The following is a 23898-nucleotide window of genomic DNA, read 5'->3' as shown; positions in this document are numbered from 1 at the left end:
ACTAGATCATTCACTTGATTCTAGCTCAAATCATCGCTGAGTGCGGAGGCGGCTTTCTTACGGTATCCATCCTTATTATCACGCAAATACCGCTCGGTAGTCGTGCTACTAGAGTGCCCCATCAGAATCTGGATTTCGCGGATAGAAAGACCTTTCTTGTCCAACACTGTCGCGAAGCTACGTCGCATGTCGTGTGGTGTAACCTTCTCATTCAGAAGATCACCACACCGACGCCGGACCTTAGTCATGATCTTATTGATCGAGGTAATACTGAGGCCTTCATCGCTGACCCTCGGCAAAGTTCTTTTGTTCCAGTATGGGCAGAAAAGGGCGCCTTTGTCGTACCCACGCTCGGTATCCAGATAATGGATTAGCGCGTCCCAGACAGGCGAGGGCGGTGACAGTGTCCGATCCTTATTTCCCTTGCCATGGATATGGATATCCTGCTCTTTGAAGTTGATATCCTTCGGCAGTTGAATCTTGGTTAACTCTTCACGACGGATGCCCATGAAAGCCATAAAACTGATGATCAGGGCATCCCGATTCGCGGTCGGCGTACCATCGTCCCTTGCTGCCTGGATCAATGTCTTCAGGATGGTGAGGTCTAAGGCCTGGCCCGCTGCAGCCGTTTCGTGCTTCATAGGCTTCAAAGACCTGATCTTTTCCAGTGTCTCTGAGTCCATTAGCTCGGCAGTCCATGCCTCACGCGCTACCGCCTTGAGGGTCGATAGGTAAGCATTCCGGCTGGCTGGCTTATAGCCCGCATCGCGGATTTTCGACATTACGCCGCGGATGATGGGCGGAGTTAAGTCTTCCCAATGAAGGTGCTCATAGTCCTTAGCTCCGAAGATCTCCTGGGCTATGTGGTTCAGCATGTATAGGCGAGGCCCAGCACCCGATGCAGTGTGCAGCGAGTTCAAGTAGAGCGAGGCTGGGTTCTGGAGACGAGGGATCGGATGCGATGTGAGGCGCATCAAAAGCACATCCGAATCCACGGCTCCTGGTCGGTCAACAAAGCTACGCGGCAGATGGGATGTTTCCTTGGATGACTTCTTCCGCAGGAGTGAATTAGTCTGAGACTGTTTCTGGCCGACCTCGGTCGAGATGGCTTTCTGGGAAACCTCGGCGGGGAGGTTCTGTGTGTCATTATCACCCATGGTGCTCTCCATTCACGATCTCTGGTCCTTCCTTGTCGGACAAAGAAAGTTTCCTGCCAATTTTTGTCCATATCTTTCAGCGATTCGCGCCTGTGGACGGCCACGAACACCAATTTTTGTGCAGCCATATGGTAAAGACGGCCAACCAATACTTCTTTGCCAATTTTTGTCCATAAAATCACGCCTCCAGTGACTATCTGGGCGCCACATGAGCCTTAATCCGACCATTCAGAGAGGCGTCAAAACGGCTGAAGCCCGCGTGTTTCGAGGCCTCCAGCGTGATCGGAGGCGAAATGAAGGCCGCTGTATGCAAAATCTGGAAAGCGATCAGCGTCATAGCCTTGCAGATTTTACGTATAGGCAGCATTTTTGGCTCGCCGAACTCGGTGTGAAACCTGATCCAGAGGAAGCCACACGCGCAGCTCGAGCCGGAACAGACGTTTGGTCAGTATGGGATCATCCGTGAACAGGCACCCAGAACCTTATTGATCAAACCGGCCCGGTTTTTTAATTGCTCAAACTTTATTCCCACGTTACAAACTTTTTTCTCTGTGCCGTGCTCACGATTAGCCTTGCCACCAAGATCGCAGACATGGCGTGCCTCAAGCAGGTACAACTCGAGGCTTGAAGAATCCCGTAAAAAGCTCGTGGTTTGTAGCTTCCCGAAAGTAGTCGACGCCGCAGGCAGGATCATCTCGATGCCCCCCAGGAAGCCGAGCGGGTGACAATCAGCAGGTGGCAGCTGACCCGAAGGCCTTCAATCCTGATGCGCATGAATCGCAGACAGCGAACACCTAATGAAGGTCTTGGCATGAGATGCCAAGCAGAAAGTATGAGCGCGACCCATAACTTGGGGATAAATTCATCTTATCCTACAATAAGTGGAATTTAGAATCAGGTCAAGAAACGGATCATCTGCCCCGCCCCAGGCCTCTCCTCCAAAGGTGCTCAGAAACAGAAACCCGCCCTACTTCCATGCCTGCCCGGCATTGCCCGCGCTGGCGATCTGCCGGCCGTCAGGCAGTGACACCACGTAGCCGGTGATCCCCATGGCCGTGACTTGCTGGCAGCGGGATCCCTTCGGCAAGATCGCCAGCGCATCCCGCTTTGGCGTGGCGCCTGGCATCGGGCCTTTCGCGAACATCGCTCTTTTCCTCGATCAGTTGGCCTGCCGGGCTACGCCAAAGTCTGCGGCCAGCTCCGGCTCCTGCTGGAGTAGTTGACCGAGTGTGAGCGGTGTCTTGGCCCTGCCTTCCGCTATCAACTCATCCAGGGGACGGCCTAAAAGCTGCTCAGCGGTATCAGCGGTGATGAATCTCTCATCTACACGATCATCAGATTCATCGATTTTGTCAGCCACTAGCATCGAAGGGTCATCAGAACCACAAGGCGAGGCCGGGATCGCAGACCATTGGCGGTTCCATTCATCTTGATCATTCCAGGCAGCACCGCCCAGCGTGACAAAGCCGTTGTTTTCTTCGTCGCAGAAGGTAATGGCGATAGACCAAGTCGGTTGCTCTGTATTCATCGGTCTTTTCCTATTAGTCGTCGTTGCTCTGGCGTTTTGAAAAAATTCTTTTTTCAAGCAATGATCGGAACCAACAAAATGATAGCTGCTGCGAACATGAAAAAGACGCACATGGAACTTTTGGCATCTGCATCGATTTCTAAAACCAACGACCCGAATGATAGCGCTAAAAATACGAAGGATAAATAATACCAAAAGAAATACTCGATGTAGAGATTGCCCACAACCCCCGGAACAAAAACGGCAAGGATAGATAAAAGCCCCACAACCTCCCTGATCATTGGCTTATTTAAAAGCGGCTTAACTTTTTTTGAAAACATTTTTAACTCCTTTTCCTTCAACTATCGCTGTCAGTTTGGTCAGCCTCGAAGCGATCCCCGAATAGGTCGCCTCTCACCCGTGGAGACATCATGAGACAGAGAGCGAACCAGCCCATTGCTCCAACCGCGCTGAATATTCCTCGAGGATCAAGCGTCCAGGTGAGGACCAGGGCCGACGCCAGCAGGATCATCCCTACAAGAAAGGTCGCCCACTGATATTTCTCAATTCGTTTCTCGACTATTGATTTCATGCGCCCGCCTCTTTTCCTATCGTCCAAGCGAGGCTGCGTGGATCGCCTCTTGGCGCTCGTGAAAGGCGCGTTTTTTCGCCTCGTGATGCGCGTGATATTGATCCGGCGTCATTCCCAGCTCTTCCCGTTTGACCCTCTCGTGTCGCACCCCTGCTTGGAACTGGGCTACTGCTTCTGGATCGTCGCCAAACTTCTGATCAAACTCGGCCTTCAATACGTCACTATCGGCTTGTCGGACGGTCGCATAGCCGAACTGGAATGCGTAGTACAAGTCAGCCTGACGGTCTTCCTGGGCTTGAGGCTTGTTGCTGTTGTTCATGTGGTTACCTTTTCCTCGATCTTTGCCTTACTCGAATATGTTGCTCTTGAGCCCAACCACAGCACCTGCCGCAACGGCGGCCGGCAAGGTGGTTCCTAACGGGGCCGGAACACCGATCATGACGCACACCACGCCTGCTGCCATGCCCGCGAGCAATGCGAGAAGAAACCATTTCCATGCGCCAGGCTTGAGCTTTTTCATCTGCATGCTTTTCCTCGATCAATCGGCTTTCGGTTCCGCACGCGACCTGGAGGCCTCGCGCTTAGCCGCTTTCGCCAGCCGCGTTTTCTCCGTGCTGGATAAAAGCCGGGCTTTGAAACCAAGCACACCAGGAGCCTCAACGGTCACTTTAGTGCCATGACCTTCGGCCGGGAGACCGATCCTGACCTTTCCAGCTTCCCATGCGGTTTTTATGTCGTGATAGAACATCAGCTTTCCCTTTATCTATTCGTTATCAACGGTAGTGAAGTAAAGGCCTAGCAGAAATAGTGCAACCATCGCAGTGGATAACATATAGAAATTTGTCGGCCCCATGATTTCCATTGGCCTATCTACCCAAATAATCGGCTGAGCGATGCCAGCGGCAAAAACCAGTAAAGTTGTGCCTCTTGAAAGCATAATGTTTTCCATTGTGTTGATTGCTTTCGGCAGTGGCCCCAGGCGGGGGCCGCTATCGAAACCCCTTGGTGCCAGGGGCTTTTCCTTGAACTTATTTATTAGGCACCGCATGGTAGCCAGCCTGCTCCAATGTAGCTATCGCGTCTACTGCAGTTTCCGGTAGTGACCAAAGCTTTAGGTGGCCTTCCCACTTTGCGCGAACACTGTTAGCAAGGTCTCTGTCATCGTAGGGAAGCTTAAAGAACACACGCTCTGGCACTGGCTCGAAGAACCCTTTATCACGAGCTTTGCCTATTAGCGTTTCATCATCAGGAATCCACCAAGACTCCAGAATATCTGACCAACGAGCGCCCATCCTGCTAGCAATTTTATTCTTCTCGAAAGGAACGTTAATCAAAACACGTCCAGCTCTCGGGTCGAATGGCTCTTCTCCAGACCATTCAGGAGGCTGCACCCAGCGCCATGTCTTGTAGGTGCCTGCCGTATCAATAATGAAATCTGTGTCTTTTCGTTGGCCAGTGTGAATATCAAAGACATCAGCTTTCACCTCTGGGTTGCCGTAATAGGGAGCTCGCCCAGAAAGTTCGCCTACATGGGTAATCTTGGCAATAGTGTTACCCCAGGTTGTTCGGCGCACCCAAAAGCCTGGCTTCTTCCAATGGAAAACATACATTTCGTAGATATTCATACCTCTCCTCTATCAGTTGAAGCTTTGGGTGTGGACGCCTGCATGCGGTTTCATCAGGGAGGCTAGCACTCCCTGCAGCCCGACTCGCGCATGCCTTATCGGGGTCAGCCTGCGCCCACACCGAAAGCCTCAGTCTCGCCCCTGGCCGTTACGCAAAGCCCAATCGTGGGCCTTGCTCCATGCCTGCCCGGCATTGCCCGCGCTGGCGATCTGCCGGCCGTCAGGCAGTGACACCACGTAGCCGGTGATCCCCATGGCCGTGACTTGCTGGCAGCGGGATCCCTTCGGCAAGATCGCCAGCGCATCCCGCTTTGGCGTGGCGCCTGGCATCGGGCCTTTCGCGAACATCGCTCTTTTCCTCTCACTCGCTCACGGTCAGCGTAACGTTGTAGCCAGGTAGTTCCGGGTCTGCCTCGTTCAGCGCTTCCGCTACTGCATGGCGCAGGCTCTCTTCGTCAAAGCCGTCAAAGCCGCAATCCGCCAGCTCCTCCCGAGACGCTTCTACCTTCACCAGGGTATGCGGGGCTTCTTCCACGACCACTACGTCGAGGTTGTAGCCAGGCATCTCGGGGTCAGACTCATCCAGGGCTTCCTCCGCGATGTCCTTCATCGTGCCCGGATTGAAGCCGGCGTCTTCCATATCCTCGTGCGTGGTCTCGATGGTTACGTGCATGCTGCCTCTCCTCTATCTCGATGATCCTGGCTCCATACTAGTTCCGTTTAACGGAACCGTCAAGCACTTCCTTACGCCCATTTTTTTGAGCAACCAACCCCAGCTCACAATGCGGTATTCCGGGCCTTCTTTGGCGATCTCCATGTCCAGCTCAGCGTTCAGTGCATGCACATAATCGTCAATCTTACCCTTGGATAGCCCGGTCAAAGACGCCACGCTAGCTGCGGTAGGCCGCTCTATTCTGTCGATTGCAGCCAGGGTGACCAGTAGGCGCCCTGTGTGCCCCTTGGGATACTGGGGCACGCCATGTTCATTCAATTCTATCTCAGCCATCACAACTCCTTGGTTCCGTTAGATGGAACTATAATGCCAGCTCGAACGCACGTCTAATCGTTTCCTGGTCGACGGAGAGGTATGGCTTGGTGTGATCCAGTTCTGAGTGGCCCAGGACAGCCTGCACAGTCTCCACGTCGCCTGTGGCAGCCAGCAGCCTCGCAGCGAGCGTTCTGCGCCCGCTGTGGCTCGATCCGAGCTTGATGCCGGCCTGACGGTACAGGCGGCTCATGGTCTGCTGGAGGGCGTCGCACGCCCGGTACTCTCTTGGGCCAGATTCCAGCTCACGCTTCTTGCTGGCCAGCTCGAACGCCCTTCCCTTGTGCGTCAGCACCAACTTCGAGTCCGGCATGAGCCCTCGATAGGCGCACTCGCGGGAGAGCCCCCAGGCTCGGCGATGGCGAACCTCCAGCCAGGCATCTATCGCGGCATGGCATCTCGGATGCGTCAGATGAATGTTGCGGGCCCGGCAGCCCTTTGTGATCTCAGCCCGCAGGTAGACCTCCTCACGGATCGCTCCGCTCGGGTAGAGAACGTTATCGATGCGAAGCAATGCCAGCTCAGTGACGCGGATGCCGGTGGTGTGGGTGATCCAGAGCAGCATCTGGTCACGCTCGGGCATGCGGCCGGTGACGCCGGCAACGCGGATTAGGTGTCGGAACTGCCCCGGACGGAGCGATGTGGCCTGGCGTGTGGGATTGGGCATGGGCGCCTCTCTGTCAGGATTGATGGGGAATCGCGAGCGATCCTGAGAGAGGTGCCGGGAGGCCTCCCCACCAGCCTACCACCAGCAGCCATGCGGTGTTCACGGAAAGTCGCCTGTGAGCGTTCCGACCGCGCGCCAGCTCGCGAATGAACAGAAATTGCAGGGAGTTAAACGGTTTTGGAGGAATTTTCTAAATAGGAGGAGAAAGCGCGTCTTTCGGCGCCCTGGATTACCAACAAGGAGACCCTATGAAATCCAAATCCTCTCTATTCGAAAAGATGCAGCAATGCCTCGACACCATGCTTGCCCATACGACCCCCATTGTGCCCCGCCTTCTCGCTCTCGTGCCCTTCACGCTGATCTGCTTCATGCTCTTGGTCATCACTCTGCTCGAACAACCGGGCGCGATCGAGGCCATAGCCGGCGCCACCGCCGCGGTGCTGACCGCGCCCTCGTTGCCACTCGCCTTAGCGCTGTTTGTCGGCGGGGGCGTCTTTGCCGCAGGCATCCTCTCGTCCGGGCGCTGGCGATGCTGGAGGCGCCGGCGATGCTGGAGGCGCCGGCACTCCTCTTCTACTGGCTGAGGCCAGCCCAAGTCTTTTCCTGCGGCCAGCACGACCTCTGTAAGGCGACAGCGAGCATGAGATGATGACGGATGTGTCATCTGATACCCTGTAAAGGCATCATTTGAAATCGCGGGAGGGAGAGGAGAGCTATGCAAGCCGCAATCAAAGAGTATCGCCCGCCAGCCAGCGCCCGGAAGGACGATTTCTGGAAGTCCCTGGGCCTTCCCCCGCGTGGCGCCAAGCTGCATGAGGCCCTGAGTGAGGGTGTCTCGTACAAGGTCTACACCAAGCTCACCGAGGCCTCCGGACTCGAGAGCAAGGAGTTGGCGCGGTATGTGGTCATCCCCCCGGCAACCCTGAAGCGCCGCGCTGACACAGGCTATTTCAAGCCGGCAGAGGGCGATCGGTTGTACCGTTTCGCAGAGGTCTACAAGAGCGCGGTGGACCTGTTCGAGGGCGACAAGGGAAAGGCGAAGGAATGGCTCCTCAGCCCGGTGCGCGGGCTGGGCGGACGCCGCCCGGTGGAGATGGTGGCCACGACGGCTGGCGCTGAAGCTGTCCTGGACTTGATCGGTCGACTAGAGCACGGCGTTTTTGCATGACCTCGGTGCGCGGCTATCGGCTCGTTAAGCGGAAGTGGCTCAAGACGGCTTTTGATGGCGAAGGAGCTCGATTGTACGGCGGGCGCTGGAACAGCAAAGGCAAGGCCTGCGTGTACCTCGCGAGCACTGAGTCGCTGGCCATGCTCGAGGTGATGGTTCACCTGGAAGACAACCAGCTGCTGAAGGAGTACGCGCTGCTGGAGGTGACATTCCCGGAAGAGCTGCTGATGCAGCTGCCGGAGGACTTGTTGCCTGCTGACTGGCGAACTGAACCCGCGCCACCCTCCACCGCCGAGATCGGTGATGACTGGCTCGAGGAACAGTCGAGCCTGGCGCTGGCGGTTCCAAGCGTCGTCGCGCCCAGAGAAACGAACTTCCTTCTCAACCCTGAGCACCCCGCCTTCCAGGTACTGGCCGATGGCGTCAAAGAGGTCGACTTCTCCCCCGATAGCCGCCTGTAGTGCCGAGTCGGGGTTGTTGGCAGGTCTTGATACAATGCACTACATCTTCAACTCACTCGATACATCGAGGCCACATGCTCAGTAAGGCAATGCTCTTTCCGCTCGGGTTCTTTGCCCTCGCCCTCCTTAATGTCGCAGTTCCGATCATTCAGAACGGTCCCGAGGCATTCCAGGGCGGACTGCCGGCCGCGGTCTTCTCGTTTTTCCCGTACCTGTTGCTCTTGGCCATGTCTGTCCATCAGATGTTCGAGGTACGCCGGAAACTGCCGAAAGAATCCGTTCCACTTCGAGAAGGTGGCCTGTTGCACGTCGCCCCCTTCCGGTTTCTGTCCCTCGTCGGCGTCATGGCGTGCTTCACCTACTACGGCGGCCTGACGACCGATATTGTCCTGCTTGCCGGAGTGCTGATCATCGTTCTTCACCTGGCCTACATCATCCATGTGCGCCAGCGGCTCATGGCCGGGTAATCTGCCTTTGGGGCGATGCATCACACCAACCACTGATACAAACTAACCGCACCCAAAGATGGTATTAAAACTATTGCCGACAGCACCCCAAGACACCCTGTATTGCTGCGGTCCTGTGTCTTTTCTTTGCCTGGATTGTTCTCTATCCACTTTCTATGGCAGTTTCTGCAATAGAGCTTAATGTAACCATTACTCCAAGCTTTTATAGTTCTGGAATCGAACTCTGACACCCTTTTGCACCGCGAGCATGTAAAAGTCTTCTCAACAGGTTTTCGCTGTCGATTGAGAATCAGAAATCCTGCAATCGCCGGCGCACCATAAAACCACGATCTTTCCAGCGCTCCGTAATAATAAAATGCAACAGTAATTAACACAAAGGAGGCAGCAATTATCAAATAGCCAACGTAGTCGACAACATTATTTCCTTTCGGTGTTATGCCAGGCGTCAGGCTTTCTTCTGAGCATCGCGAGGATTTGTGAGAACCGCAAATAACGACATTATTTGCACGAACTCTATCCTGGGAATCTCGCTCTTTTGCGAAATGAACTTTATCGCCAACTTTGGGTCTAGCCACTGATCTCTTGATGCTGGAGATATGAAAAAAAATCGTATCTGAACCATCGTTAGGCTGAATGAAGCCAAAGCCTTTGTCATCCATCCACTTGCATACCTTACCGTCCATAGTAATAATACCCCCTTTCTCCGAAGACCTGTTTATTTCCATAACCGACTTGCCGGGCGAATGACACCGGCCGGTGTAGAGAATCGACGATGCACTGCGGATTCGGTCGACTCCCGCAGCATCCCATCAATCATCCACTTATTTTAATTAGGTGCCTTAACAACCCATCCCACCCATCGGGGTGCATCTGATGAGGAGCAATTTTCTTGCACAACTCCTCCCCCATCTCATTTAACCCATTCTCAAATCCGTAAACCTCAACATACATTTCCGCGACACGCTCTAGCTCTTTAAAAGCGCGGGATTTTCGCTCTTGAGAAACAGACATTTCGAGATCCTCAAGCTCCTGGTTCGAGTATTCCCGTAACGTTTTATTGAGAAGCCCATCTACCATTCGCACTATCTCCATTTTTTCCTAAGCAATTAACAGCAACTGGAAACCCTTGCTCGTGCTTAACCGCGCTTAAAGTTTAGCTTCCTGATCCGCTTATCCATTATGCCCTGACAGATCCTGTCATTCCATTAAAGATCATCGTCTACTACTCTTTCAGATACGGGTCGGTTGTGTCCCCTAGGTACTGAAACTCAGCAATGCTGCACATCCACTTATCCGACTCATCCCCGAAAGCGACTTCCAGCTCTTCAATAGCATTACTGGCTCACCAGCTCTCTTCGTTTCGGCTAAACTCGATCTGCTCTTGGTCGCGAGCCAACCCGTTGCCCCCCACTCGCGCCCGAAGTGTTTCTCGTGCAGTCCAATGGCATCGCTCACTCGGACGGGGGACAGCCACGGGTCGGTCGGCTGTTCAGCATCGGGCGTCCAATCGGAAAGACATTTCTTCCTCCGAGCATTCACAGCTTCCGTCGAGACGCGGTATTCCGCCGCCAGAGCATGTTATCGTAACGCCGCAGTCAGAGAAGTCTGGCAGGTCGAAGGGAAGCGCGGTATCGAGCCAGAAGTAAGCACCGCCCAGCAACAGCGCGACGAAAGCAAAGGTACTCCCCACGACCACATAATTGTCGTTGCTCGACCCGCAGACCAAGAAGGTGATAGCGGTCGTCACCACGAGCAGCCCTATACCGAGTAACAAGCAGGTCATGCCCCCTCCTTGCCGGGCGAATGGCACCGGCCGGTGTAGAGAATCAATGGTGCTCCGCAGAGTCAGTCGGCTCCCGCAGCACCTGAATGTTGAAGACCTCACCTCCCCCAAATCAGGTCACTTCCACAGTATAGCTCTATGTTACCAGCTTGATAATTTTCCTCATTTTCCCTAGCTCCCGATCTTCATTAATGCTCTCCCATATAAGATGCGAACCCGCTGTATAGGCGTCGTTTATCCGATCCTTGATTTCCATGGCCGTTTCGTAATATTTGTTGCGACCGTCGCTATATGTTGTCTGGGGGATAGGAAACTTGGCCATCCCCACCTCCGAATTGGGATATGGAAATTCTTCCATTTGAATATTGAGATTTCTTCCATCCTCATCGACATAGGCATTCTTTGCCACCCATGAATCATTTATACGGGGGTCAATCAGCTCACGGACTCCTGGCTTTCCACTACCGATTCCTGACATTTGGCTTTTCCTTCTTTCGGACAATTTCGCTATATTTCTTAGGTGGGGGCAGCGTACGCCACTTCCAAGCGCTAATTTAATCTCCAACTTTTCAAAGAATATTATTTACTACCCACCATGCTGGCCGTCTGTTGCAATGCAACTGTGTTGAGCCTTTCCCCGTTAGTGCGTTCTCACCCTCTATGGCCATCTGTGCTGTATCAACGAGGAGTGACTACATTGTGATCATCGCAAATGGCAGCAGCGCCCGCTGCTTGGGTTCCGCATTTGAGCCTTAGTGCGACCATGGAGCAAAACATACGGAGGTGTAACTTGCCCGATCTTGAAACTATCGAGCCAGGATTCATGGTGATCCATGGCAACCGGATGGAAGACCTGCAGCAACTCGCCATCGAGTGGTCGCGGGCCAACCCGTTGCCCCCGCTCGCACCCGAGGTGTTCCTGGTCCAGTCGAACGGCATCGCCCAGTGGATGAAGATGGCTCTGGCCGCGTCTCCGCGTGAGGACGGCTCAGGGGGGATGGGCGTCGCGACGGCCGTGGATGTGATGCTGCCGGCCCGTTTCCAGTGGCTGGCGTACCGTCGCGTGATCGAAGCGGTCGAGGGCCGTGGTGCCGTCCCCACCGTCTCCCCCTTCGATAAGCCGCTGCTGCGCTGGCGCCTGTTGCGTCTGCTGCCCGAGAAGCTCGATGAGCCGGTGTATGCGCCCCTGGCCAAGTTCCTCGGCGACGATCCCGATCAGCGTAAGCACTTCCAGCTCGCCGAACGGCTCGCCGACTTGTTCGACCAATACCAGGTCTACCGGGCCGATTGGCTGGAAAGCTGGCTGGCGGGGCGCGATCACATCGTCTCGCCTCAAGGCGTGGCCACCGAGCTGGAAGAGGATGATCGCTGGCAGGCTCAGTTGTGGCGTGACATCCACGAGGACATGACCGACAACGAGCGGGCGACCCACCGCGCGGCCATCCATACCCGCTATCTCGAAGATGCCAAGGCGCTCACCCCCGACACCCTGCCAGCTGGGCTGCCCCGCCGTGTCGTCGTGTTCGGCATCTCCGCCCTTCCTCAACAAACCCTGGAAGCGCTGGAGGCCTTGTCGAGCGCCAGCCAGGTCGTGCTGTGCACGCTCAACCCCTGCCAGCACTACTGGGGTGACATCGTGGAGGACAAGGAGCTGTTGAGGTCGGCATACCGGCGTCAGGCACGGCGCGACGGCATGCCTGACGAGCTGGATCTGGATGACCTTCACCTGCACGCGCACCCGCTCCTCGCCGCCTGGGGCAAGCAGGGCCGGGACTACCTTCACCTGCTGGATGAGCACGACGAGCGCGAGGCCTATCAAGGCCTGTTCCAACACCACGGGCTTCGCATCGATCTGTTCCAGCCCGGCCAGACAGAGACCCTGCTGGGCCAGCTGCAGGACGACATCCTCAACCTGCGGCCGGCGCGGGAGTCCCTCATCACCTGGGCCCCTGTCGATCCGCGGGACGATACCTCCCTGCAGTTCACCATGGCCCACAGTGCCCAGCGCGAGGTCGAGATCCTGCACGACCAGCTGTTGTCTGCCTTTGCCGCGGACCCGTCCCTTCAGCCCCGGGACGTGATTGTGATGGTGCCGGATGCCGACACCTTCGGCCCCTTCATCCATGCGGTGTTCGGGCAGTATGGCTTCCGCGATCGGCGCCACATCCCCTACCAGCTCGCCGACCAGAAGGACCGTCACCATGCCCCGCTGATGGTGGCCCTCGAGACCCTGTTGAACCTGCCGCGGCTGCGGGTCAGCGCCAGCGACGTGCTGGACCTGCTCGACGTGCCGGCGTTGCGCCATCGCTTCGGGCTGGCCGAGACCGATCTGGCCACACTGAAGGCCTGGATCGAAGGCGCGAATATCCGCTGGGGCCTGCATGCCGAACAGCGCACCGCACAGGACTTGCCCAGCCATGATGAGCGCAACAGCTGGCGATTCGGCCTCGAGCGCATGCTGGCCGGCTTTGCTCTGGGCGATAGCGAGGAAGGGCTCGAGGACTGGGAGCACATCTCCCCATTCACCGAGGTCGGTGGACTGGATGCAGCCCTCATCGGCCCGCTGTACCAGCTGACCGGCATGCTCGACCACTACTGGCGCCAGCTGGGCGAAAGCCGCTCGGTTCAGGCGTGGGCACCGCTGCTGCGCCAGCTGCTTAGCGATTTCTTCGCCCCTCAGACGCGCGAAGAAGAACGCCTAATCCTGTCTCTGGAGGACGGGCTGGTGGCGTGGCTGGACGAGGCGGAAGGCGCCGCCTTCGAGGAGCCGCTGCCGTTGCACATCGTCCGCGATACATGGCTGGATCGGGTCGACGCCAGCCAGCTCTCCCAGCGCTTCATCGGCGGTGCCGTGACCATCGCCACCCTGATGCCGATGCGGGCCATCCCCTTCGAGCATGTCTACCTGCTGGGCATGAACGATGGCGACTATCCGCGCCAGAGCCAGAAGATCGACTTCGACCTGATGGCCAGAAAGCGCCAGTACCGCCCCGGCGATCGTTCCCGGCGCGAGGACGACCGCTACCTGCTGCTGGAGGCCTTGCTGTCCGCCCGCAAGCGGCTCTCGATCAGCTGGGTCGGCCGGAGCATCCGCGATAACGCCGAACGCACCCCCTCCGTACTGGTGGGCCAGCTGCGCGACCACATTGCCACGGCTTGGCGCATGGCCGGCGTTGAGGGAGACCACAGCGGCACCGCCCTGCTCGATGCCTTGACCACCGAGCACCCTCTGCAACCCTTCGGTGAGGCCTACTTCCGCCGCATCGATGCTGGCGCCCTGTCCCCATCGGAGGCGATCGCCGCGTCCCGGCTGGTGACCTATTCGCGGGAGTGGGAGCACCTGCACCGTCCTGTCACCGAGCCTGCTACCGAGGAGGCCCCGTCAGATGAGCTGTCGCCCTGGATGCCCGCCGTGCCACTGACCCTGCCGCACTTGGCCCGCTTCCTGCGCCGGCCGATCGATCAACTGTATCGCCAGCGCCTGAACGTGTACTTCCACGACCGGGATCTCGAGAGCGAGGATGCCGAGCCCTTCGGCTTCGATGAGCTTCAGTTGTGGCAGCAACAGGATGCCGTGCTGCAACCCGTCGGCCAGCAGCTGCGCCTGCACCCGGAGCGCACCATCGAGACGGTACTGACCGACAAGCTGAGCGAGCGGGAGCGCCAGGGGGAGTTGCCCCACCCGCCGTTCACGGAAAGCGCCAGCATGACCATTGCTGCCCCCCTGTATGACCAGCTGGAACGCTACCAGTCCCGGTTGCGCGACTACCCGCATGCCGTGGCGCCGGCGCCGGAGGTGTCCTTCATCTATAGCGTGGTTGCGCTGGAAGACAGCATCGATCAAGTGCAGAGAGCCCCAGACGGTCACCAGATGCGTCTCGTGCTGGAGACCAGCAAGTTGCACGAGGGCGATCACTACAAGTGGACCAGCCTGATCAAGTATTGGCCGGCCCATCTCGCCCTGCAGCTGGTCGCGCCTATGACCCCGACCGTCGTGGTCGGCCAGTCTGGCGACGTGGAGATCCGCGGCATGTCTGCCGATGACGCTCAGGCCATTCTCGAGGAATTGCTGGATGGCTGGCTTTACGGCATGCAGGCGCCGCTGGCGCTGACCTGTAAGGCAGGCTTCAAGGCCCTCGATGAGGACGTGGCTCACGCCGAACAACCGAACTGGGCCGCGGTCGAGAAACGCTTCGCCGAGGATCAGAAGGATAGCCTGGTGGTGCGTCGCCATTTCGAGGATTTCGGAACACTCTGCCGCGACGGTCTGTTCCTTAATCATGCAAACGACCTCTATGCGCCCTTCCATCGCCATCTCACCAGCAAGGAGGCTGACTGATGTCACTCGTACTGGACCTTCCCCTGCGCGGCAGTCAGCTGATCGAAGCCAGCGCTGGCACCGGCAAGACCTTCACCATCGCCCTGCTCTATGTCCGGCTCGTGCTCGGCCATGGCAACCCCGAGGACGACAGCCATGCGCGTGACAATGGTTTCCAGCGCCAGCTGACACCCCCGGAGATCCTGGTGGTGACCTTCACCGAGGCCGCGACTCAGGAGCTCAAGTCCCGTATCCGGGATCGGCTGGTCGACGCGGCCAGCGCGTTCCGTGAAGCCCCGGAGACGGCTGACCTGACCAGTGCCGACCCGCTGCTGGCGCTGCGCAACGAATACCCGCCCGAGCGCTGGAAGTCCTGTGCCCGGCGCCTGCAGATGGCGGCGGAATGGATGGACGACGCCGCGGTGTCCACCATCCATGCCTGGTGCTACAAGATGCTGATCGAACATGCCTTCGACAGCGGCAATCTGTTCAAGCAGAACCTGATTTCCGACCAGTCCGACCTGATCACCGAGGCGGTGCAGGACTACTGGCGTGCCCGCTTTTACCCCATGGCGCCGGCCATGGCCCCGCTGGTCTATGAGGAGTTCGGCCGTCTCGACCATTTCGAGGAAGCGCTGCGTCCGCTGCTCAAGCGCGAAGATGCCCGGCTGGAATACGGTGAGGTGCCGGTGGCGCCGGGCGCCCTGGCCGACAAGCTCGGCGTGGCCAGCGCCAGCACCGAGCAAGCCAACGAGGCCGAACATCAGGCCCGCCAAGCCTACCGGGACGATCGGGACACCGTACGCGACCATCTGGCAGCGCTGCGCCCGGGGATGAATGGCAACAGCTTCCGTGGCAAGGCCAGTGATGCCGTCTTTGAAGGCTGGCTTGAGGAGCTGGACGCCTGGGCAGACGGCGCCGAAGCCTCCGGGTTCATCGGTAAGCTGGGCGCCGACTCAATGAAGCTGAATCGAGGCCATCAGGTGCCGGACCACCCCTTCTTTGCGCTGGTGGAGGAATGGCAGGGGGCCAGGCAGACCGTTCCAGACCTGCGGCCGCACATCCTCGCCGACGCGCGTGAGTGGGTGCTCGATCGTCTCCAGCGCCAGCTGCGCGAACGGGCCGAGATGGGCTTCGATGACCTGCTCAAGCGGCTGGATGAGGCTCTGTCGGGTATCAACGGCGACGCACTGGCCGAGCGCATCCGCGACCAGTTCCCGGTGGCCATGATTGATGAGTTCCAGGACACGGATCCGCTGCAGTACCGGATCTTCGAAGCGGTCTATCGGGTCAGTACCAATGACGAGGAGACCTGCATCACCCTGATAGGGGACCCCAAACAAGCGATCTATTCGTTCCGGGGCGCCGACATCCGCACCTATCTGGCGGCCAAGGCCGACACCGAGGGACGCCATCACACCCTGGGCAAGAACTTCCGCTCCTCCGAGGGGATGATCAATGCCGTCAACGGCTTCTTCACCCATGCCGACGGCCACCCCAGCGGGGCCTTCCGCTTCGCGACGGAGACCGGCAACCCCTTGCCGTTCCAGCCGGTCGCGGCCAAGGGCCGAGACGAGGTGCTCGAGCTGGACGGTGCCCCGGCGTCGGCCTTCAACGTCTGGTGGTATCGCGGAGGCGACTTCGTGCGTCCCCCGGAATATATGCAGACCCTGGCCGAGCATGCGGCAGAGCAACTCTCGGGCTGGCTGCATCAGGCCAAGGAAGGACGCGCCGGCTTTCGTCGTGGCGAGCAGCTCGAGCCCTTGAAGGCCTCCGACATCGCCATCCTTGTCCGTGACCGCAAGGAGGCCGCTCTCATCCGCAAGGCGCTGAGCCGGCGCCAGCTGCCCAGTGTCTATCTCTCGGATCGTGATTCGGTGTTCGGCAGTGACGAGGCCCGCGACGTGCTGTACTGGCTTCAGGCCTGTGCCGAGCCGGACAACGACAGTCTGGTGCGCACCGCCCTGGCCACGCCGACGCTGGCGCTGAGCCTCGCCACCCTCGACCATCTGAACCAGTCCGAGCTGGAGTGGGAAAGCTATCAGGACCGGTTCCACCGCTACCGGCATTACTGGCAGAAGACAGGCCCCCTGCCGATGCTGCGCCTGTTCATGCAGGAGTTCGACCTCGCCGAGCGCCTGCTGGGCATCGAGGGCGGGGAACGTAGCCTGACCAACCTGCTCCATCTCGCCGAATGGGCACAACAGGCCAGCGAGAAGCTGGATGGCGAGCAGGCCCTGATTCGTGAACTGGCCGAGCACATCAGCCAACCGGGCGGTGAGGAACAGATCCTGCGCCTGGAGAGCGACGCGGACCTGATCAAGGTCGTCACCATCCACAAGTCGAAAGGCCTCGAGTACCCGCTGGTGATGCTGCCGTTCATCGCCAACTGGGTCGAGGTGTCCTCGCGCAAGGATCCGCCCGTCTATCACAAGGACGGCATGGTCTTTGAGCTGGCCAAGAAGAAGGAAGCGGAGGCAGCCCACAAGGCGGCCGACGACGAGCGCCTCTCCGAAGACATGCGCCAGCTCTATGTGGCGCTGACCCGCGCCCAGCATGCCACCTTCCTGGGGCTCACCCCGCTGGCCTCCACACAGTCGAAGAAGCCCATGATCCACCGGGCCAGCATTGGTTATGCGCTCAATGGCGGTAAGCCCTTCGCCAACCATGAGGACATGGAAGCCGCCCTCACTTCACTGATCGACTCCATGGAGCAGGCCTCCCTTGCGCTGGTGCCTGACGAGATCGCTTGTACCCGGTCGCCCAAGGCGGAGAGCCCCGGGACCTTCGTGCCGGCGAGCCAGCCGAGTCATGCGCCCTTCCGGCGCTGGTGGATCAGCAGTTACACCGCGATTGTCGAGCGCGGCGCCAGCGGCGATACGGTTGCCGCCCCCGATACCGCGGACGAGGCCACTCAGGCGGACGAGGCCCACGCGACCGGGGTGGCCTTGAGCGATGGCGAGCCCGCGCCCGGCTCCATCCATGCCTTCCCCCGTGGGCCGGAGGCTGGCACCTTCCTCCACGGCTTGCTGGAATGGGCCGGCGAGCAGGGCTTCGCGGAGGTGCTGGCGCATCCCGAAGAGCGGCGCCGGCTCATCGAGCGTCGCTGCCTGCTGCGGGGCTGGGCGGACTTTGCCCCGGGGCTGGATGCCTGGCTGACGGCTCTGCTCGAGATGCCGCTGCTGGCCGAGGTCCCCACCCTGCAGCCAGCGGCCCTGCCGCCCACGGCCTACCTGATCGAGCAGGACTTCTGGTTCGAGGCCCACGAGGTGGCCACGCCGGTCCTCGATCGCCTGATCAGCGCCGACACGCTGGACGGCATTGCCCGCCCGCCGCTGGGGTACAACGTGCTCAACGGCATGCTCAAGGGCTTCATCGACCTGGTGACGGAGCACGACGGGCGCTATTACGTGATCGACTGGAAGTCCAACTGGCTCGGGCCGGATCCGAGCCACTACACCCGCGCGGCCATGCGCCAATCCATGCGCGAGAAGCGTCATGACGTGCAGCTGTGCCTCTATGTGCTGGCGCTGCATCGCCACCTGCGGCTGCGCCTGCCGGACTACGACTACGACCGGCACCTCGGCGGTGCCCTCTATGTCTTCCTGCGCGGGGCCGGCGAGCCCGGCGCCGGGGTGTACCACGAGAAGCCCCCGCGCCAGCTGATCGAATCCCTGGATGTGCTGTTCAACGGCGAGAGCACTGCCCGTGCCACCACTACTGACAAGGAGCGTGCCTGATGGTCACGGAGACCCTGCCCCAAGCCACCCTCGCCCCGGCGACCCCCTTGAGCGCCAGCGACGACATGCTCGAGCTGCTGCGCCAATGGCGTGACGCCGGCTGGATCCGAGCACTGGACTGCGCCCTGGCGGAATTCCTGTCCCAACAACACCCGAACACCCCGCCTCCGGTACTGCTGGCCGGCGCACTGGCCAGTCACCTGAGCGGCCGGGGCCACCTGTTGCTGGATCTTGGCGAGGCCTGTCGTCACCCCGGCGCGGTCGTGACCATGGCCGATGTTGCGGCCACCGATCAGGCCCCGGCGTTGCCCCCCACGGCCATCCTCGAGACGCTCGACCCGGCCAGCTGGCGGGACACGCTGGCCGACAGCGAGCTGGTGACCCTTTCCGGCGCCAGCGAAACCCAGCGGCGACCGCTGGTGCTGGATGGGCAATGCCTCTACCTGCGGCGCTACTGGCGCTTTGAGGCCGACATCACCCGAGCGGTGGAAGCCAAGCTGGCCCAGCGCCGGGACATCGATGACGCTCAGCTGGCCACCATCCTCGAGCAGCTGTTTCCGGCTGGCGCCAGCGGCCCCCAGCCCGACTGGCAGAAGCTGGCCTGTGCTCTGGCCGCCCGTACCCAGTTCAGCGTGATCACCGGGGGACCCGGCACCGGCAAGACGACCACCGTGGTCAAGCTGCTGGCGCTGTTGCAGGCCATGGCCCTGCAGGGTGAGGCTCGCCGGCCGCTGCGGATCCGGCTGGCCGCCCCGACCGGCAAGGCCGCGGCGCGGCTGAATGAGTCGATCGCCAGTCAGGTCACCCGGTTGCCCCTGGCAGACGTACCGCATGGCGAGCAGGTGCGCAGTGCGGTACCCACCGAGGTGACGACCCTGCACCGGCTGCTGGGCGCCCGGCCCAACACCCGCAAGTTCCGCCATCACCGGTTCAACCCGCTGGCGACAGACTTGGTCGTGGTCGATGAGGCCTCGATGATCGACGTGGAGATGATCGCGAGCTTGCTGGACGCCCTGCCCCCGCATGCCGGCCTGGTCATGCTGGGCGACAAGGATCAGCTGGCCTCGGTCGAGGCTGGCGCCATTCTTGGCAGCCTCTGCGCACAGGCTGCGGAGGGTCACTACCGCCAGGACACCGCCGACTGGCTGGCCAAGGTGGCCGGCGCGGCGCCGGAGAGCGAGTACGTGTGCGACCCGGCCCGGCCACTGGATCAGTCGATCGCCATGCTGCGCCATAGCCATCGCTTCGGACAGGACAGCGGCATCGGCCAGCTGGCGCGGGCCATCAATCACAACCAGCCCGCCCAAGTGAGCAAGGTGCTGGCGGATACCTCGCTAACCGACGTGCACCGGCTGGCGCTGACCGAGATCAACGACACTGCCTTGGAAACCCTAGTGATGGATGGGGTGGCCGGTCGCGGCCACGGCTATGCCCACTACCTGGAGACTCTGCAGCACGAGCGCCCCGCCGATGATGCGGAACAAGACGTGTTCGATGCCTGGGCCGCGGAAGTGCTGGCCGCCCACAGCCAGTTCCAGCTGCTCTGTGCCTTGCGCGAGGGACCGGCCGGGGTCGAAGAGCTGACGCCGCGCATCGAGGCGAGACTGGTGATCTCAGGCCATCTACAGGCGGATGCGGCCAACGGTGCCCAGTGGTACGAGGGTCGCCCGGTACTGGTGACCGGCAACGACTATGGCTTGCGGCTGATGAACGGCGATATCGGCATTGCGCTGCAGGTGCCGGTCGACACCAACGAGGCGGGCGCACCGGTGATGGGACTTCGGGTCGCCTTCCCGGCTGGCGATGGCTCGGGCGACATTCGCTGGATCCTGCCGAGTCGCCTGCAGCGGGTAGAGACGGTCTTCGCCATGACGGTGCACAAGTCACAGGGCTCGGAGTTCACCCACGCAGCCCTGATCCTGCCGGACTCCCCGACGCCGATTGCAACGCGGGAGCTCTTCTACACCGCGGTGACCCGGGCCCGGGAGCTGTTCACCCTGGTCGAGACACGACAGGAAGTCGCCCAGCAGGTAGTCCGCGCCCAGATTCAGCGAGCTAGCCAGCTGTTTCTGGTGTGAATGCCACATTCCCTGCCCCGTCTATACCAGGCGGGGCATGGCGGTTCTAGCTGCAGTGAGGAAACCATGGGCATCGAGCGTTGGCAGGGCATGGTAGAGTTAGCACTTCATGGATGAAGAGAATGACCCATGCCTCAGTTCCTCAGACCTGTCGCCGCTCTCGGTCTTGCGGTATTGCTCGCCTCACCTGCTTATTCGGATGAGGCGAAGCGCATTCCTATCGAAGTAAATGAGTCAGGCGCTGCTGAGTGGAAGCTCACAACACATGCCACCATCACTGCTGAGATTTCATGCCGAATTAGTGATGACAATGAGTATTGGCCTAGCATTGAGTGTAGAGGAGACCTTGCGCCGACCCGTGACACCATCTTTAACCATATAATGAGTAGTGGCATTGAGGGGGAAGTGCTCGAAGTTCGGAAAAAGAATGGCGACATGGTCAGTCATTGGAATGTATCCCGAATATACTCTTCGAACCTATATGTTGCTCTGAAGCGAGCAGAAAACCCCATCGTGCTGCATAAGAGTTCCCCGTACTGGCTGGAGGATTTCGAGGAATATACTCAGAAAACCACCGAAAACGAGCGTGAGTCACTCTCTACCGATCTCATGATGGTGCGATTGAAAATCATCGCGACCGGGGTGGTATCTCTTTTCGGTGTGCTTCTTGGACTGGTCATCTTGCGCAGGATATGGGGTAGTTTGCGCGAAACTTTTCCCAAGCTGGTAAAGAATGGCATCCGCGCCATGGATGAGCGCCGTATCCATAACCTGGCGCTCTCCGAAGCTGTAAAGCATTCGACCCGTAGCAGCCTGAAAAATGGTTCCGATGAAGAAAAGGAAGCGATAAAGCAGCAGATCGCTAATGCCGTCGAGAACGGCGACACAGAATTGGCCAAGTCGTTAGTGTCCTTGCTGAGAAAGGTCGAAGATCGGTAGGCCGTACGATATTTAGAGGTAGAGGACGATGACCAAGGCATACCGCAGCGAGGCGATGGGCGCGATCCACGAGACCATGCAGGACATGCACGACGTGGGCGCCATCGACCACAAGACCATGGCCAGCTTCAATGAAACCTGCCTGACAACGGGGGGGGCAACGTTGACGCTCTCACCACTGAAGACGTTCTGGCGCAGGCCCGGCAAGCCGGCCAGGAGGCGCTAGGCTCGCCATTGGTCCAGCAGGCCCGCCTGTTCGCGATCGCCGCTCATGGGGCGACTGGGCAGCGCAGGAAAGGCACCCTCGAACCCTATATCGTGCATCCCGAGGCCGTGGCCGGCATCGTGGCGTTGTTCGGTGGAGACGAGGCGATGCAGGCGGCTGCCTGGCTCCACGATGTCGTGGAAGATACCGAGCTGGATCTCGACACCATCGAGCAGGCGTTTGGCACCGACGTGGCCACACTGGTGTCCGCCGTTACGAAACCCGAGGCGGAAGGCCAGGGTCGGGCTGACCGAGTCGCAACGGCACGGGCATCCCTGGCGTCGGCCTCCTATCGCGCTCAGACGATCAAGCTGGCTGACATCTTCCACAACCTTAGTGGCAGTGAGAACCTGACAAAGGCCTTCCGGAAGATCTACCTGCCTGAGAAAAAAGGTGATGTGGAGGCTATGCAGAAAGCCGATGAGAGGCTTCAGGGGATGCTCAAAGAACTGCTGGCTACCCTCACCCAGGCGTGAGGAATTGTGGCAGTCCCCATCCGCACTAGCTTTCTAGTCGACCGAAGAGATTTCCACGATCACAGCCTGAAACTTAACCCCCGGCTTGGGTTGGTGATCCTTGTCGAGGAAGCTTCCCAATGGGGGTGTGCACTCAATCCTACAGCGGACATCGGTAAAGGCATCCAGAGCAAGCTTGATGGCAGTGTCATCGATCTCTTCCCTCTCTCCCGCCGAGCTGAATCGGCGAGTGAAGACCAGGTAGTTTGTCTTTAGCCGCTCCTCTCCCGCATGGGTGCAGACTTTGGCCAGTCGCTTGGCATCCTTGATCAGAGGCTCCACCTTAGTTCCCCGCTTGAATTCCATGATGTGGGCTGGTCTTCCTTTCTTACCGGTTAGCAATACCAGGTCGAAGCGTCCATTTGGACGGATCTCCTTATCGCTAAGGAGCTGTTCCAAGTCTGAGTGCCTGAGGTCGGCGCGCTGAAAGGTACGCTTCACTTGGGGCTCCAGGCGATACCCGAAGTTGCGGAACTGGGAAGCGAAGTAGTCGGCCACTCTCACGGCCATAAAGAACTCGGGCATCCGGTGCAAGGATGACTTTGAGATCCTCTCAGCGTCCTCTTGAGCGGCGATCAGGACGTGTTTAATTGCAGCGATGCGGTTGCGCGGGGAGGACTTAGTCTTGGAGGTATCCACGTCAGATCCTTCTGGAGTCGCCATCCGCCGCTGCAGGCGTCCGGCTCGTTTCAGGTAGTGAAAGAACAGTGCTCCAAATAACTATGTAGCTAATCTGCGCTACCATCATGATGCTTGTTCTAGCGGGATGCTGTGATTAGCTGTCAGCATCACAGTCGTCATCGTATTCATCACATACATCCATCATGTCACAGCATCGGAGGGTTTCCACAGCCAGGCAGCCTTGGTGCCAGACCATCTGCTCGTGTGGATGAGATGCGTCACGAAAGTCGTGCTCTCGATTCGCCTCATACCCTGCTAGGGCATAGAACTGGTGTGCAAGCTTCTGTGCCAGGGCCATCAAGTGAACCGGGGCTAGGGATTCTTGCTCGCTCAAGCGGCGCTCTGCCTCGCGCTGCTGGGCTATCTTTCGATACTCAGCTGGATACATGGACCGCTCCTAGGGAATGGTTTGGGTTTTCACAAGGAGGCGTCGGCCAAGATTTCCGACGCCTCGGCATTCAATGGGCAACGAAGCTGGGTGAAGTGAGGTCACGATAGACTCGGGCTTCAATCTCTGAGTAGAGCTTGAGCAAAGTTGTGTCATTCTCCCCTTTTCCCTCCAGCGCTGCTTTCACCTGGCAGTATTCGGAATGGGTTTGCTGCAAGAGATGAAAGGCACTGCCGAGCTCTGCATCAATATCGATGCCGTCATCCAGGGCATCGAAGTGCAGCGCCGCGGAGAGTTCCGCGATCATGTCTTCACATGTCGAATGCCGGGGATCATCTTCATTATTTATATAGTGCTCGACTACCATCGTGCGTACATGATCGAGGGCAATTTTATCAGGCATGGTGCTAAGCGAATTCATTTGATGGTCGCTCCCTTAGATTGGCTTTGGGTTATGGCGAACAGCTTATCTCTATCGCGTGATTCGGGAAGCTAAACGTAT

General features: G+C 59.0%; 29 protein-coding genes. 10 read left to right on the top strand and 19 right to left on the bottom strand.

What is annotated here, in order from left to right; translation table 11 throughout:
- Positions 1-20: 20 nt before the first annotated feature.
- The 13 genes from Q2K57_RS18150 to Q2K57_RS18090 all read right to left on the bottom strand — a co-directional run bounded on the left by Q2K57_RS18150 (position 21) and on the right by Q2K57_RS18090 (position 6593).
- Positions 21-1157, bottom strand: coding sequence for a site-specific integrase (locus Q2K57_RS18150; RefSeq protein WP_304526806.1), 1137 nt, complete (start codon positions 1155-1157; stop codon positions 21-23).
- Positions 1158-2124: 967 nt separating this feature from the next.
- Positions 2125-2301 carry a hypothetical protein gene (locus tag Q2K57_RS18145; protein WP_304526805.1) on the bottom strand — a complete coding sequence of 59 codons (177 nt, stop codon included), beginning with the start codon at positions 2299-2301 and terminating at the stop codon, positions 2125-2127.
- A 15-nt stretch (positions 2302-2316) separates the two neighbouring features.
- Positions 2317-2685: a hypothetical protein gene (locus Q2K57_RS18140; RefSeq protein ID WP_304526804.1), complete on the bottom strand. Its 369-nt coding sequence runs from the start codon at positions 2683-2685 to the stop codon at positions 2317-2319.
- A 53-nt stretch (positions 2686-2738) separates the two neighbouring features.
- Positions 2739-3005 (bottom strand): hypothetical protein, encoded by a 267-nt coding sequence (locus tag Q2K57_RS18135; RefSeq protein ID WP_304526803.1) that lies wholly within the window; start codon positions 3003-3005, stop codon positions 2739-2741.
- Positions 3006-3022: 17 nt separating this feature from the next.
- Positions 3023-3256: a hypothetical protein gene (locus Q2K57_RS18130; protein WP_304526802.1), complete on the bottom strand. Its 234-nt coding sequence runs from the start codon at positions 3254-3256 to the stop codon at positions 3023-3025.
- A gap of 16 nt (positions 3257-3272) precedes the next feature.
- On the bottom strand, positions 3273-3575 hold the full coding sequence (locus Q2K57_RS18125) for a hypothetical protein (protein WP_304526801.1): 303 nt from the start codon (positions 3573-3575) through the stop codon (positions 3273-3275).
- Positions 3576-3602: 27 nt separating this feature from the next.
- Positions 3603-3776, bottom strand: coding sequence for a hypothetical protein (locus tag Q2K57_RS18120; RefSeq protein WP_304526800.1), 174 nt, complete (start codon positions 3774-3776; stop codon positions 3603-3605).
- An 18-nt stretch (positions 3777-3794) separates the two neighbouring features.
- Positions 3795-4004: a hypothetical protein gene (locus tag Q2K57_RS18115; RefSeq protein ID WP_304526799.1), complete on the bottom strand. Its 210-nt coding sequence runs from the start codon at positions 4002-4004 to the stop codon at positions 3795-3797.
- A gap of 280 nt (positions 4005-4284) precedes the next feature.
- The gene (locus Q2K57_RS18110; protein WP_304526798.1) at positions 4285-4881 is read right to left on the bottom strand and encodes a hypothetical protein; all 597 of its coding nucleotides are present in this window, start codon (positions 4879-4881) and stop codon (positions 4285-4287) included.
- 129 nt (positions 4882-5010) lie between these two features.
- Positions 5011-5229 carry a hypothetical protein gene (locus tag Q2K57_RS18105; RefSeq protein WP_304526797.1) on the bottom strand — a complete coding sequence of 73 codons (219 nt, stop codon included), beginning with the start codon at positions 5227-5229 and terminating at the stop codon, positions 5011-5013.
- A 13-nt stretch (positions 5230-5242) separates the two neighbouring features.
- Positions 5243-5554, bottom strand: coding sequence for a hypothetical protein (locus tag Q2K57_RS18100; protein WP_304526796.1), 312 nt, complete (start codon positions 5552-5554; stop codon positions 5243-5245).
- A gap of 12 nt (positions 5555-5566) precedes the next feature.
- Positions 5567-5887 carry a hypothetical protein gene (locus Q2K57_RS18095; protein WP_304526795.1) on the bottom strand — a complete coding sequence of 107 codons (321 nt, stop codon included), beginning with the start codon at positions 5885-5887 and terminating at the stop codon, positions 5567-5569.
- A gap of 28 nt (positions 5888-5915) precedes the next feature.
- On the bottom strand, positions 5916-6593 hold the full coding sequence (locus Q2K57_RS18090; protein WP_304526794.1) for a site-specific integrase: 678 nt from the start codon (positions 6591-6593) through the stop codon (positions 5916-5918).
- Positions 6594-6841: 248 nt separating this feature from the next.
- Here Q2K57_RS18090 and Q2K57_RS18085 point away from each other — a divergent pair, with 248 nt between their 5' ends.
- The 4 genes from Q2K57_RS18085 to Q2K57_RS18070 all read left to right on the top strand — a co-directional run bounded on the left by Q2K57_RS18085 (position 6842) and on the right by Q2K57_RS18070 (position 8689).
- A complete protein-coding gene (locus Q2K57_RS18085; RefSeq protein ID WP_304526793.1) occupies positions 6842-7177 on the top strand; it encodes a hypothetical protein in 336 nt (111 codons plus the stop codon).
- A gap of 131 nt (positions 7178-7308) precedes the next feature.
- A complete protein-coding gene (locus tag Q2K57_RS18080; RefSeq protein ID WP_304526792.1) occupies positions 7309-7761 on the top strand; it encodes an antitoxin Xre/MbcA/ParS toxin-binding domain-containing protein in 453 nt (150 codons plus the stop codon).
- Positions 7758-8222 (top strand): RES family NAD+ phosphorylase, encoded by a 465-nt coding sequence (locus Q2K57_RS18075; RefSeq protein WP_304526791.1) that lies wholly within the window; start codon positions 7758-7760, stop codon positions 8220-8222. Before Q2K57_RS18080 ends, Q2K57_RS18075 begins: the two co-directional genes overlap by 4 nt.
- A gap of 74 nt (positions 8223-8296) precedes the next feature.
- The gene (locus tag Q2K57_RS18070) at positions 8297-8689 is read left to right on the top strand and encodes a hypothetical protein (RefSeq protein WP_304526790.1); all 393 of its coding nucleotides are present in this window, start codon (positions 8297-8299) and stop codon (positions 8687-8689) included.
- Positions 8690-8709: 20 nt separating this feature from the next.
- Here Q2K57_RS18070 and Q2K57_RS18065 read toward each other — a convergent pair whose 3' ends face one another.
- The 4 genes from Q2K57_RS18065 to Q2K57_RS18050 all read right to left on the bottom strand — a co-directional run bounded on the left by Q2K57_RS18065 (position 8710) and on the right by Q2K57_RS18050 (position 10950).
- A complete protein-coding gene (locus Q2K57_RS18065; RefSeq protein WP_304526789.1) occupies positions 8710-9372 on the bottom strand; it encodes a cold shock domain-containing protein in 663 nt (220 codons plus the stop codon).
- Between the two features lie 130 nt (positions 9373-9502).
- Entirely contained in the window at positions 9503-9700 is a 198-nt protein-coding gene (locus tag Q2K57_RS18060; RefSeq protein ID WP_304526788.1) for a hypothetical protein, read from the bottom strand.
- Positions 9701-10178: 478 nt separating this feature from the next.
- Positions 10179-10472 carry a hypothetical protein gene (locus Q2K57_RS18055; RefSeq protein WP_304526787.1) on the bottom strand — a complete coding sequence of 98 codons (294 nt, stop codon included), beginning with the start codon at positions 10470-10472 and terminating at the stop codon, positions 10179-10181.
- 136 nt (positions 10473-10608) lie between these two features.
- The gene (locus Q2K57_RS18050; RefSeq protein WP_304526786.1) at positions 10609-10950 is read right to left on the bottom strand and encodes a hypothetical protein; all 342 of its coding nucleotides are present in this window, start codon (positions 10948-10950) and stop codon (positions 10609-10611) included.
- Between the two features lie 345 nt (positions 10951-11295).
- Between Q2K57_RS18050 and recC the strand changes: the two genes are divergently transcribed.
- The 6 genes from recC to Q2K57_RS18020 all read left to right on the top strand — a co-directional run bounded on the left by recC (position 11296) and on the right by Q2K57_RS18020 (position 22288).
- Positions 11296-14811 carry an exodeoxyribonuclease V subunit gamma gene (gene recC / locus Q2K57_RS18045; RefSeq protein ID WP_369700323.1) on the top strand — a complete coding sequence of 1172 codons (3516 nt, stop codon included), beginning with the start codon at positions 11296-11298 and terminating at the stop codon, positions 14809-14811.
- Positions 14811-18530: an exodeoxyribonuclease V subunit beta gene (recB, locus tag Q2K57_RS18040; protein ID WP_304526784.1), complete on the top strand. Its 3720-nt coding sequence runs from the start codon at positions 14811-14813 to the stop codon at positions 18528-18530. The genes recC and recB overlap by 1 nt, the downstream gene beginning before the upstream one ends.
- Positions 18530-20608 carry an exodeoxyribonuclease V subunit alpha gene (gene recD, locus Q2K57_RS18035; protein ID WP_304526783.1) on the top strand — a complete coding sequence of 693 codons (2079 nt, stop codon included), beginning with the start codon at positions 18530-18532 and terminating at the stop codon, positions 20606-20608. Before recB ends, recD begins: the two co-directional genes overlap by 1 nt.
- Positions 20609-20737: 129 nt before the next feature.
- Positions 20738-21547, top strand: coding sequence for a hypothetical protein (locus tag Q2K57_RS18030; protein ID WP_304526782.1), 810 nt, complete (start codon positions 20738-20740; stop codon positions 21545-21547).
- 28 nt (positions 21548-21575) lie between these two features.
- Positions 21576-21773 (top strand): hypothetical protein, encoded by a 198-nt coding sequence (locus Q2K57_RS18430; protein ID WP_369700318.1) that lies wholly within the window; start codon positions 21576-21578, stop codon positions 21771-21773.
- Positions 21774-21781: 8 nt separating this feature from the next.
- Positions 21782-22288, top strand: a complete 507-nt coding sequence (locus Q2K57_RS18020; protein ID WP_304526781.1) for an HD domain-containing protein — start codon at positions 21782-21784, stop codon at positions 22286-22288.
- A 33-nt stretch (positions 22289-22321) separates the two neighbouring features.
- Here the strand turns inward: Q2K57_RS18020 and Q2K57_RS18015 are convergent, their stop codons facing one another.
- Together Q2K57_RS18015 and Q2K57_RS18010 are read right to left on the bottom strand one after the other, a co-directional pair.
- The gene (locus Q2K57_RS18015; protein ID WP_304526780.1) at positions 22322-22966 is read right to left on the bottom strand and encodes a hypothetical protein; all 645 of its coding nucleotides are present in this window, start codon (positions 22964-22966) and stop codon (positions 22322-22324) included.
- Between the two features lie 500 nt (positions 22967-23466).
- On the bottom strand, positions 23467-23817 hold the full coding sequence (locus Q2K57_RS18010; RefSeq protein ID WP_304526779.1) for a hypothetical protein: 351 nt from the start codon (positions 23815-23817) through the stop codon (positions 23467-23469).
- Positions 23818-23898 lie beyond the last annotated feature (81 nt).

It is taken from the genome of Halomonas sp. I5-271120 (assembly GCF_030553075.1).
Classification (GTDB): Bacteria; Pseudomonadota; Gammaproteobacteria; order Pseudomonadales; family Halomonadaceae; genus Onishia; species Onishia taeanensis_A.
The sequence above is the reverse complement of the archived record's forward strand: the minus strand, read 5'-3'. Positions and strand labels throughout refer to the sequence as shown.

Excerpts from the sequence above, each read along its gene's own strand:
- Q2K57_RS18150 (WP_304526806.1), bottom strand. The coding sequence starts at position 1,157 with ATGGGTGATAATGACACACAGAACCTCCCCGCCGAGGTTTCCCAGAAA.
- Q2K57_RS18145 (WP_304526805.1), bottom strand. The coding sequence starts at position 2,301 with ATGTTCGCGAAAGGCCCGATGCCAGGCGCCACGCCAAAGCGGGATGCG.
- Q2K57_RS18140 (WP_304526804.1), bottom strand. The coding sequence starts at position 2,685 with ATGAATACAGAGCAACCGACTTGGTCTATCGCCATTACCTTCTGCGAC.
- Q2K57_RS18135 (WP_304526803.1), bottom strand. The coding sequence starts at position 3,005 with ATGTTTTCAAAAAAAGTTAAGCCGCTTTTAAATAAGCCAATGATCAGG.
- Q2K57_RS18130 (WP_304526802.1), bottom strand. The coding sequence starts at position 3,256 with ATGAAATCAATAGTCGAGAAACGAATTGAGAAATATCAGTGGGCGACC.
- Q2K57_RS18125 (WP_304526801.1), bottom strand. The coding sequence starts at position 3,575 with ATGAACAACAGCAACAAGCCTCAAGCCCAGGAAGACCGTCAGGCTGAC.
- Q2K57_RS18120 (WP_304526800.1), bottom strand. The coding sequence starts at position 3,776 with ATGAAAAAGCTCAAGCCTGGCGCATGGAAATGGTTTCTTCTCGCATTG.
- Q2K57_RS18115 (WP_304526799.1), bottom strand. The coding sequence starts at position 4,004 with ATGTTCTATCACGACATAAAAACCGCATGGGAAGCTGGAAAGGTCAGG.
- Q2K57_RS18110 (WP_304526798.1), bottom strand. The coding sequence starts at position 4,881 with ATGAATATCTACGAAATGTATGTTTTCCATTGGAAGAAGCCAGGCTTT.
- Q2K57_RS18105 (WP_304526797.1), bottom strand. The coding sequence starts at position 5,229 with ATGTTCGCGAAAGGCCCGATGCCAGGCGCCACGCCAAAGCGGGATGCG.
- Q2K57_RS18100 (WP_304526796.1), bottom strand. The coding sequence starts at position 5,554 with ATGCACGTAACCATCGAGACCACGCACGAGGATATGGAAGACGCCGGC.
- Q2K57_RS18095 (WP_304526795.1), bottom strand. The coding sequence starts at position 5,887 with ATGGCTGAGATAGAATTGAATGAACATGGCGTGCCCCAGTATCCCAAG.
- Q2K57_RS18090 (WP_304526794.1), bottom strand. The coding sequence starts at position 6,593 with ATGCCCAATCCCACACGCCAGGCCACATCGCTCCGTCCGGGGCAGTTC.
- Q2K57_RS18085 (WP_304526793.1), top strand. The coding sequence starts at position 6,842 with ATGAAATCCAAATCCTCTCTATTCGAAAAGATGCAGCAATGCCTCGAC.
- Q2K57_RS18080 (WP_304526792.1), top strand. The coding sequence starts at position 7,309 with ATGCAAGCCGCAATCAAAGAGTATCGCCCGCCAGCCAGCGCCCGGAAG.
- Q2K57_RS18075 (WP_304526791.1), top strand. The coding sequence starts at position 7,758 with ATGACCTCGGTGCGCGGCTATCGGCTCGTTAAGCGGAAGTGGCTCAAG.
- Q2K57_RS18070 (WP_304526790.1), top strand. The coding sequence starts at position 8,297 with ATGCTCAGTAAGGCAATGCTCTTTCCGCTCGGGTTCTTTGCCCTCGCC.
- Q2K57_RS18065 (WP_304526789.1), bottom strand. The coding sequence starts at position 9,372 with ATGGACGGTAAGGTATGCAAGTGGATGGATGACAAAGGCTTTGGCTTC.
- Q2K57_RS18060 (WP_304526788.1), bottom strand. The coding sequence starts at position 9,700 with ATGTCTGTTTCTCAAGAGCGAAAATCCCGCGCTTTTAAAGAGCTAGAG.
- Q2K57_RS18055 (WP_304526787.1), bottom strand. The coding sequence starts at position 10,472 with ATGACCTGCTTGTTACTCGGTATAGGGCTGCTCGTGGTGACGACCGCT.
- Q2K57_RS18050 (WP_304526786.1), bottom strand. The coding sequence starts at position 10,950 with ATGTCAGGAATCGGTAGTGGAAAGCCAGGAGTCCGTGAGCTGATTGAC.
- recC (WP_369700323.1), top strand. The coding sequence starts at position 11,296 with ATGGTGATCCATGGCAACCGGATGGAAGACCTGCAGCAACTCGCCATC.
- recB (WP_304526784.1), top strand. The coding sequence starts at position 14,811 with ATGTCACTCGTACTGGACCTTCCCCTGCGCGGCAGTCAGCTGATCGAA.
- recD (WP_304526783.1), top strand. The coding sequence starts at position 18,530 with ATGGTCACGGAGACCCTGCCCCAAGCCACCCTCGCCCCGGCGACCCCC.
- Q2K57_RS18030 (WP_304526782.1), top strand. The coding sequence starts at position 20,738 with ATGCCTCAGTTCCTCAGACCTGTCGCCGCTCTCGGTCTTGCGGTATTG.
- Q2K57_RS18430 (WP_369700318.1), top strand. The coding sequence starts at position 21,576 with ATGACCAAGGCATACCGCAGCGAGGCGATGGGCGCGATCCACGAGACC.
- Q2K57_RS18010 (WP_304526779.1), bottom strand. The coding sequence starts at position 23,817 with ATGAATTCGCTTAGCACCATGCCTGATAAAATTGCCCTCGATCATGTA.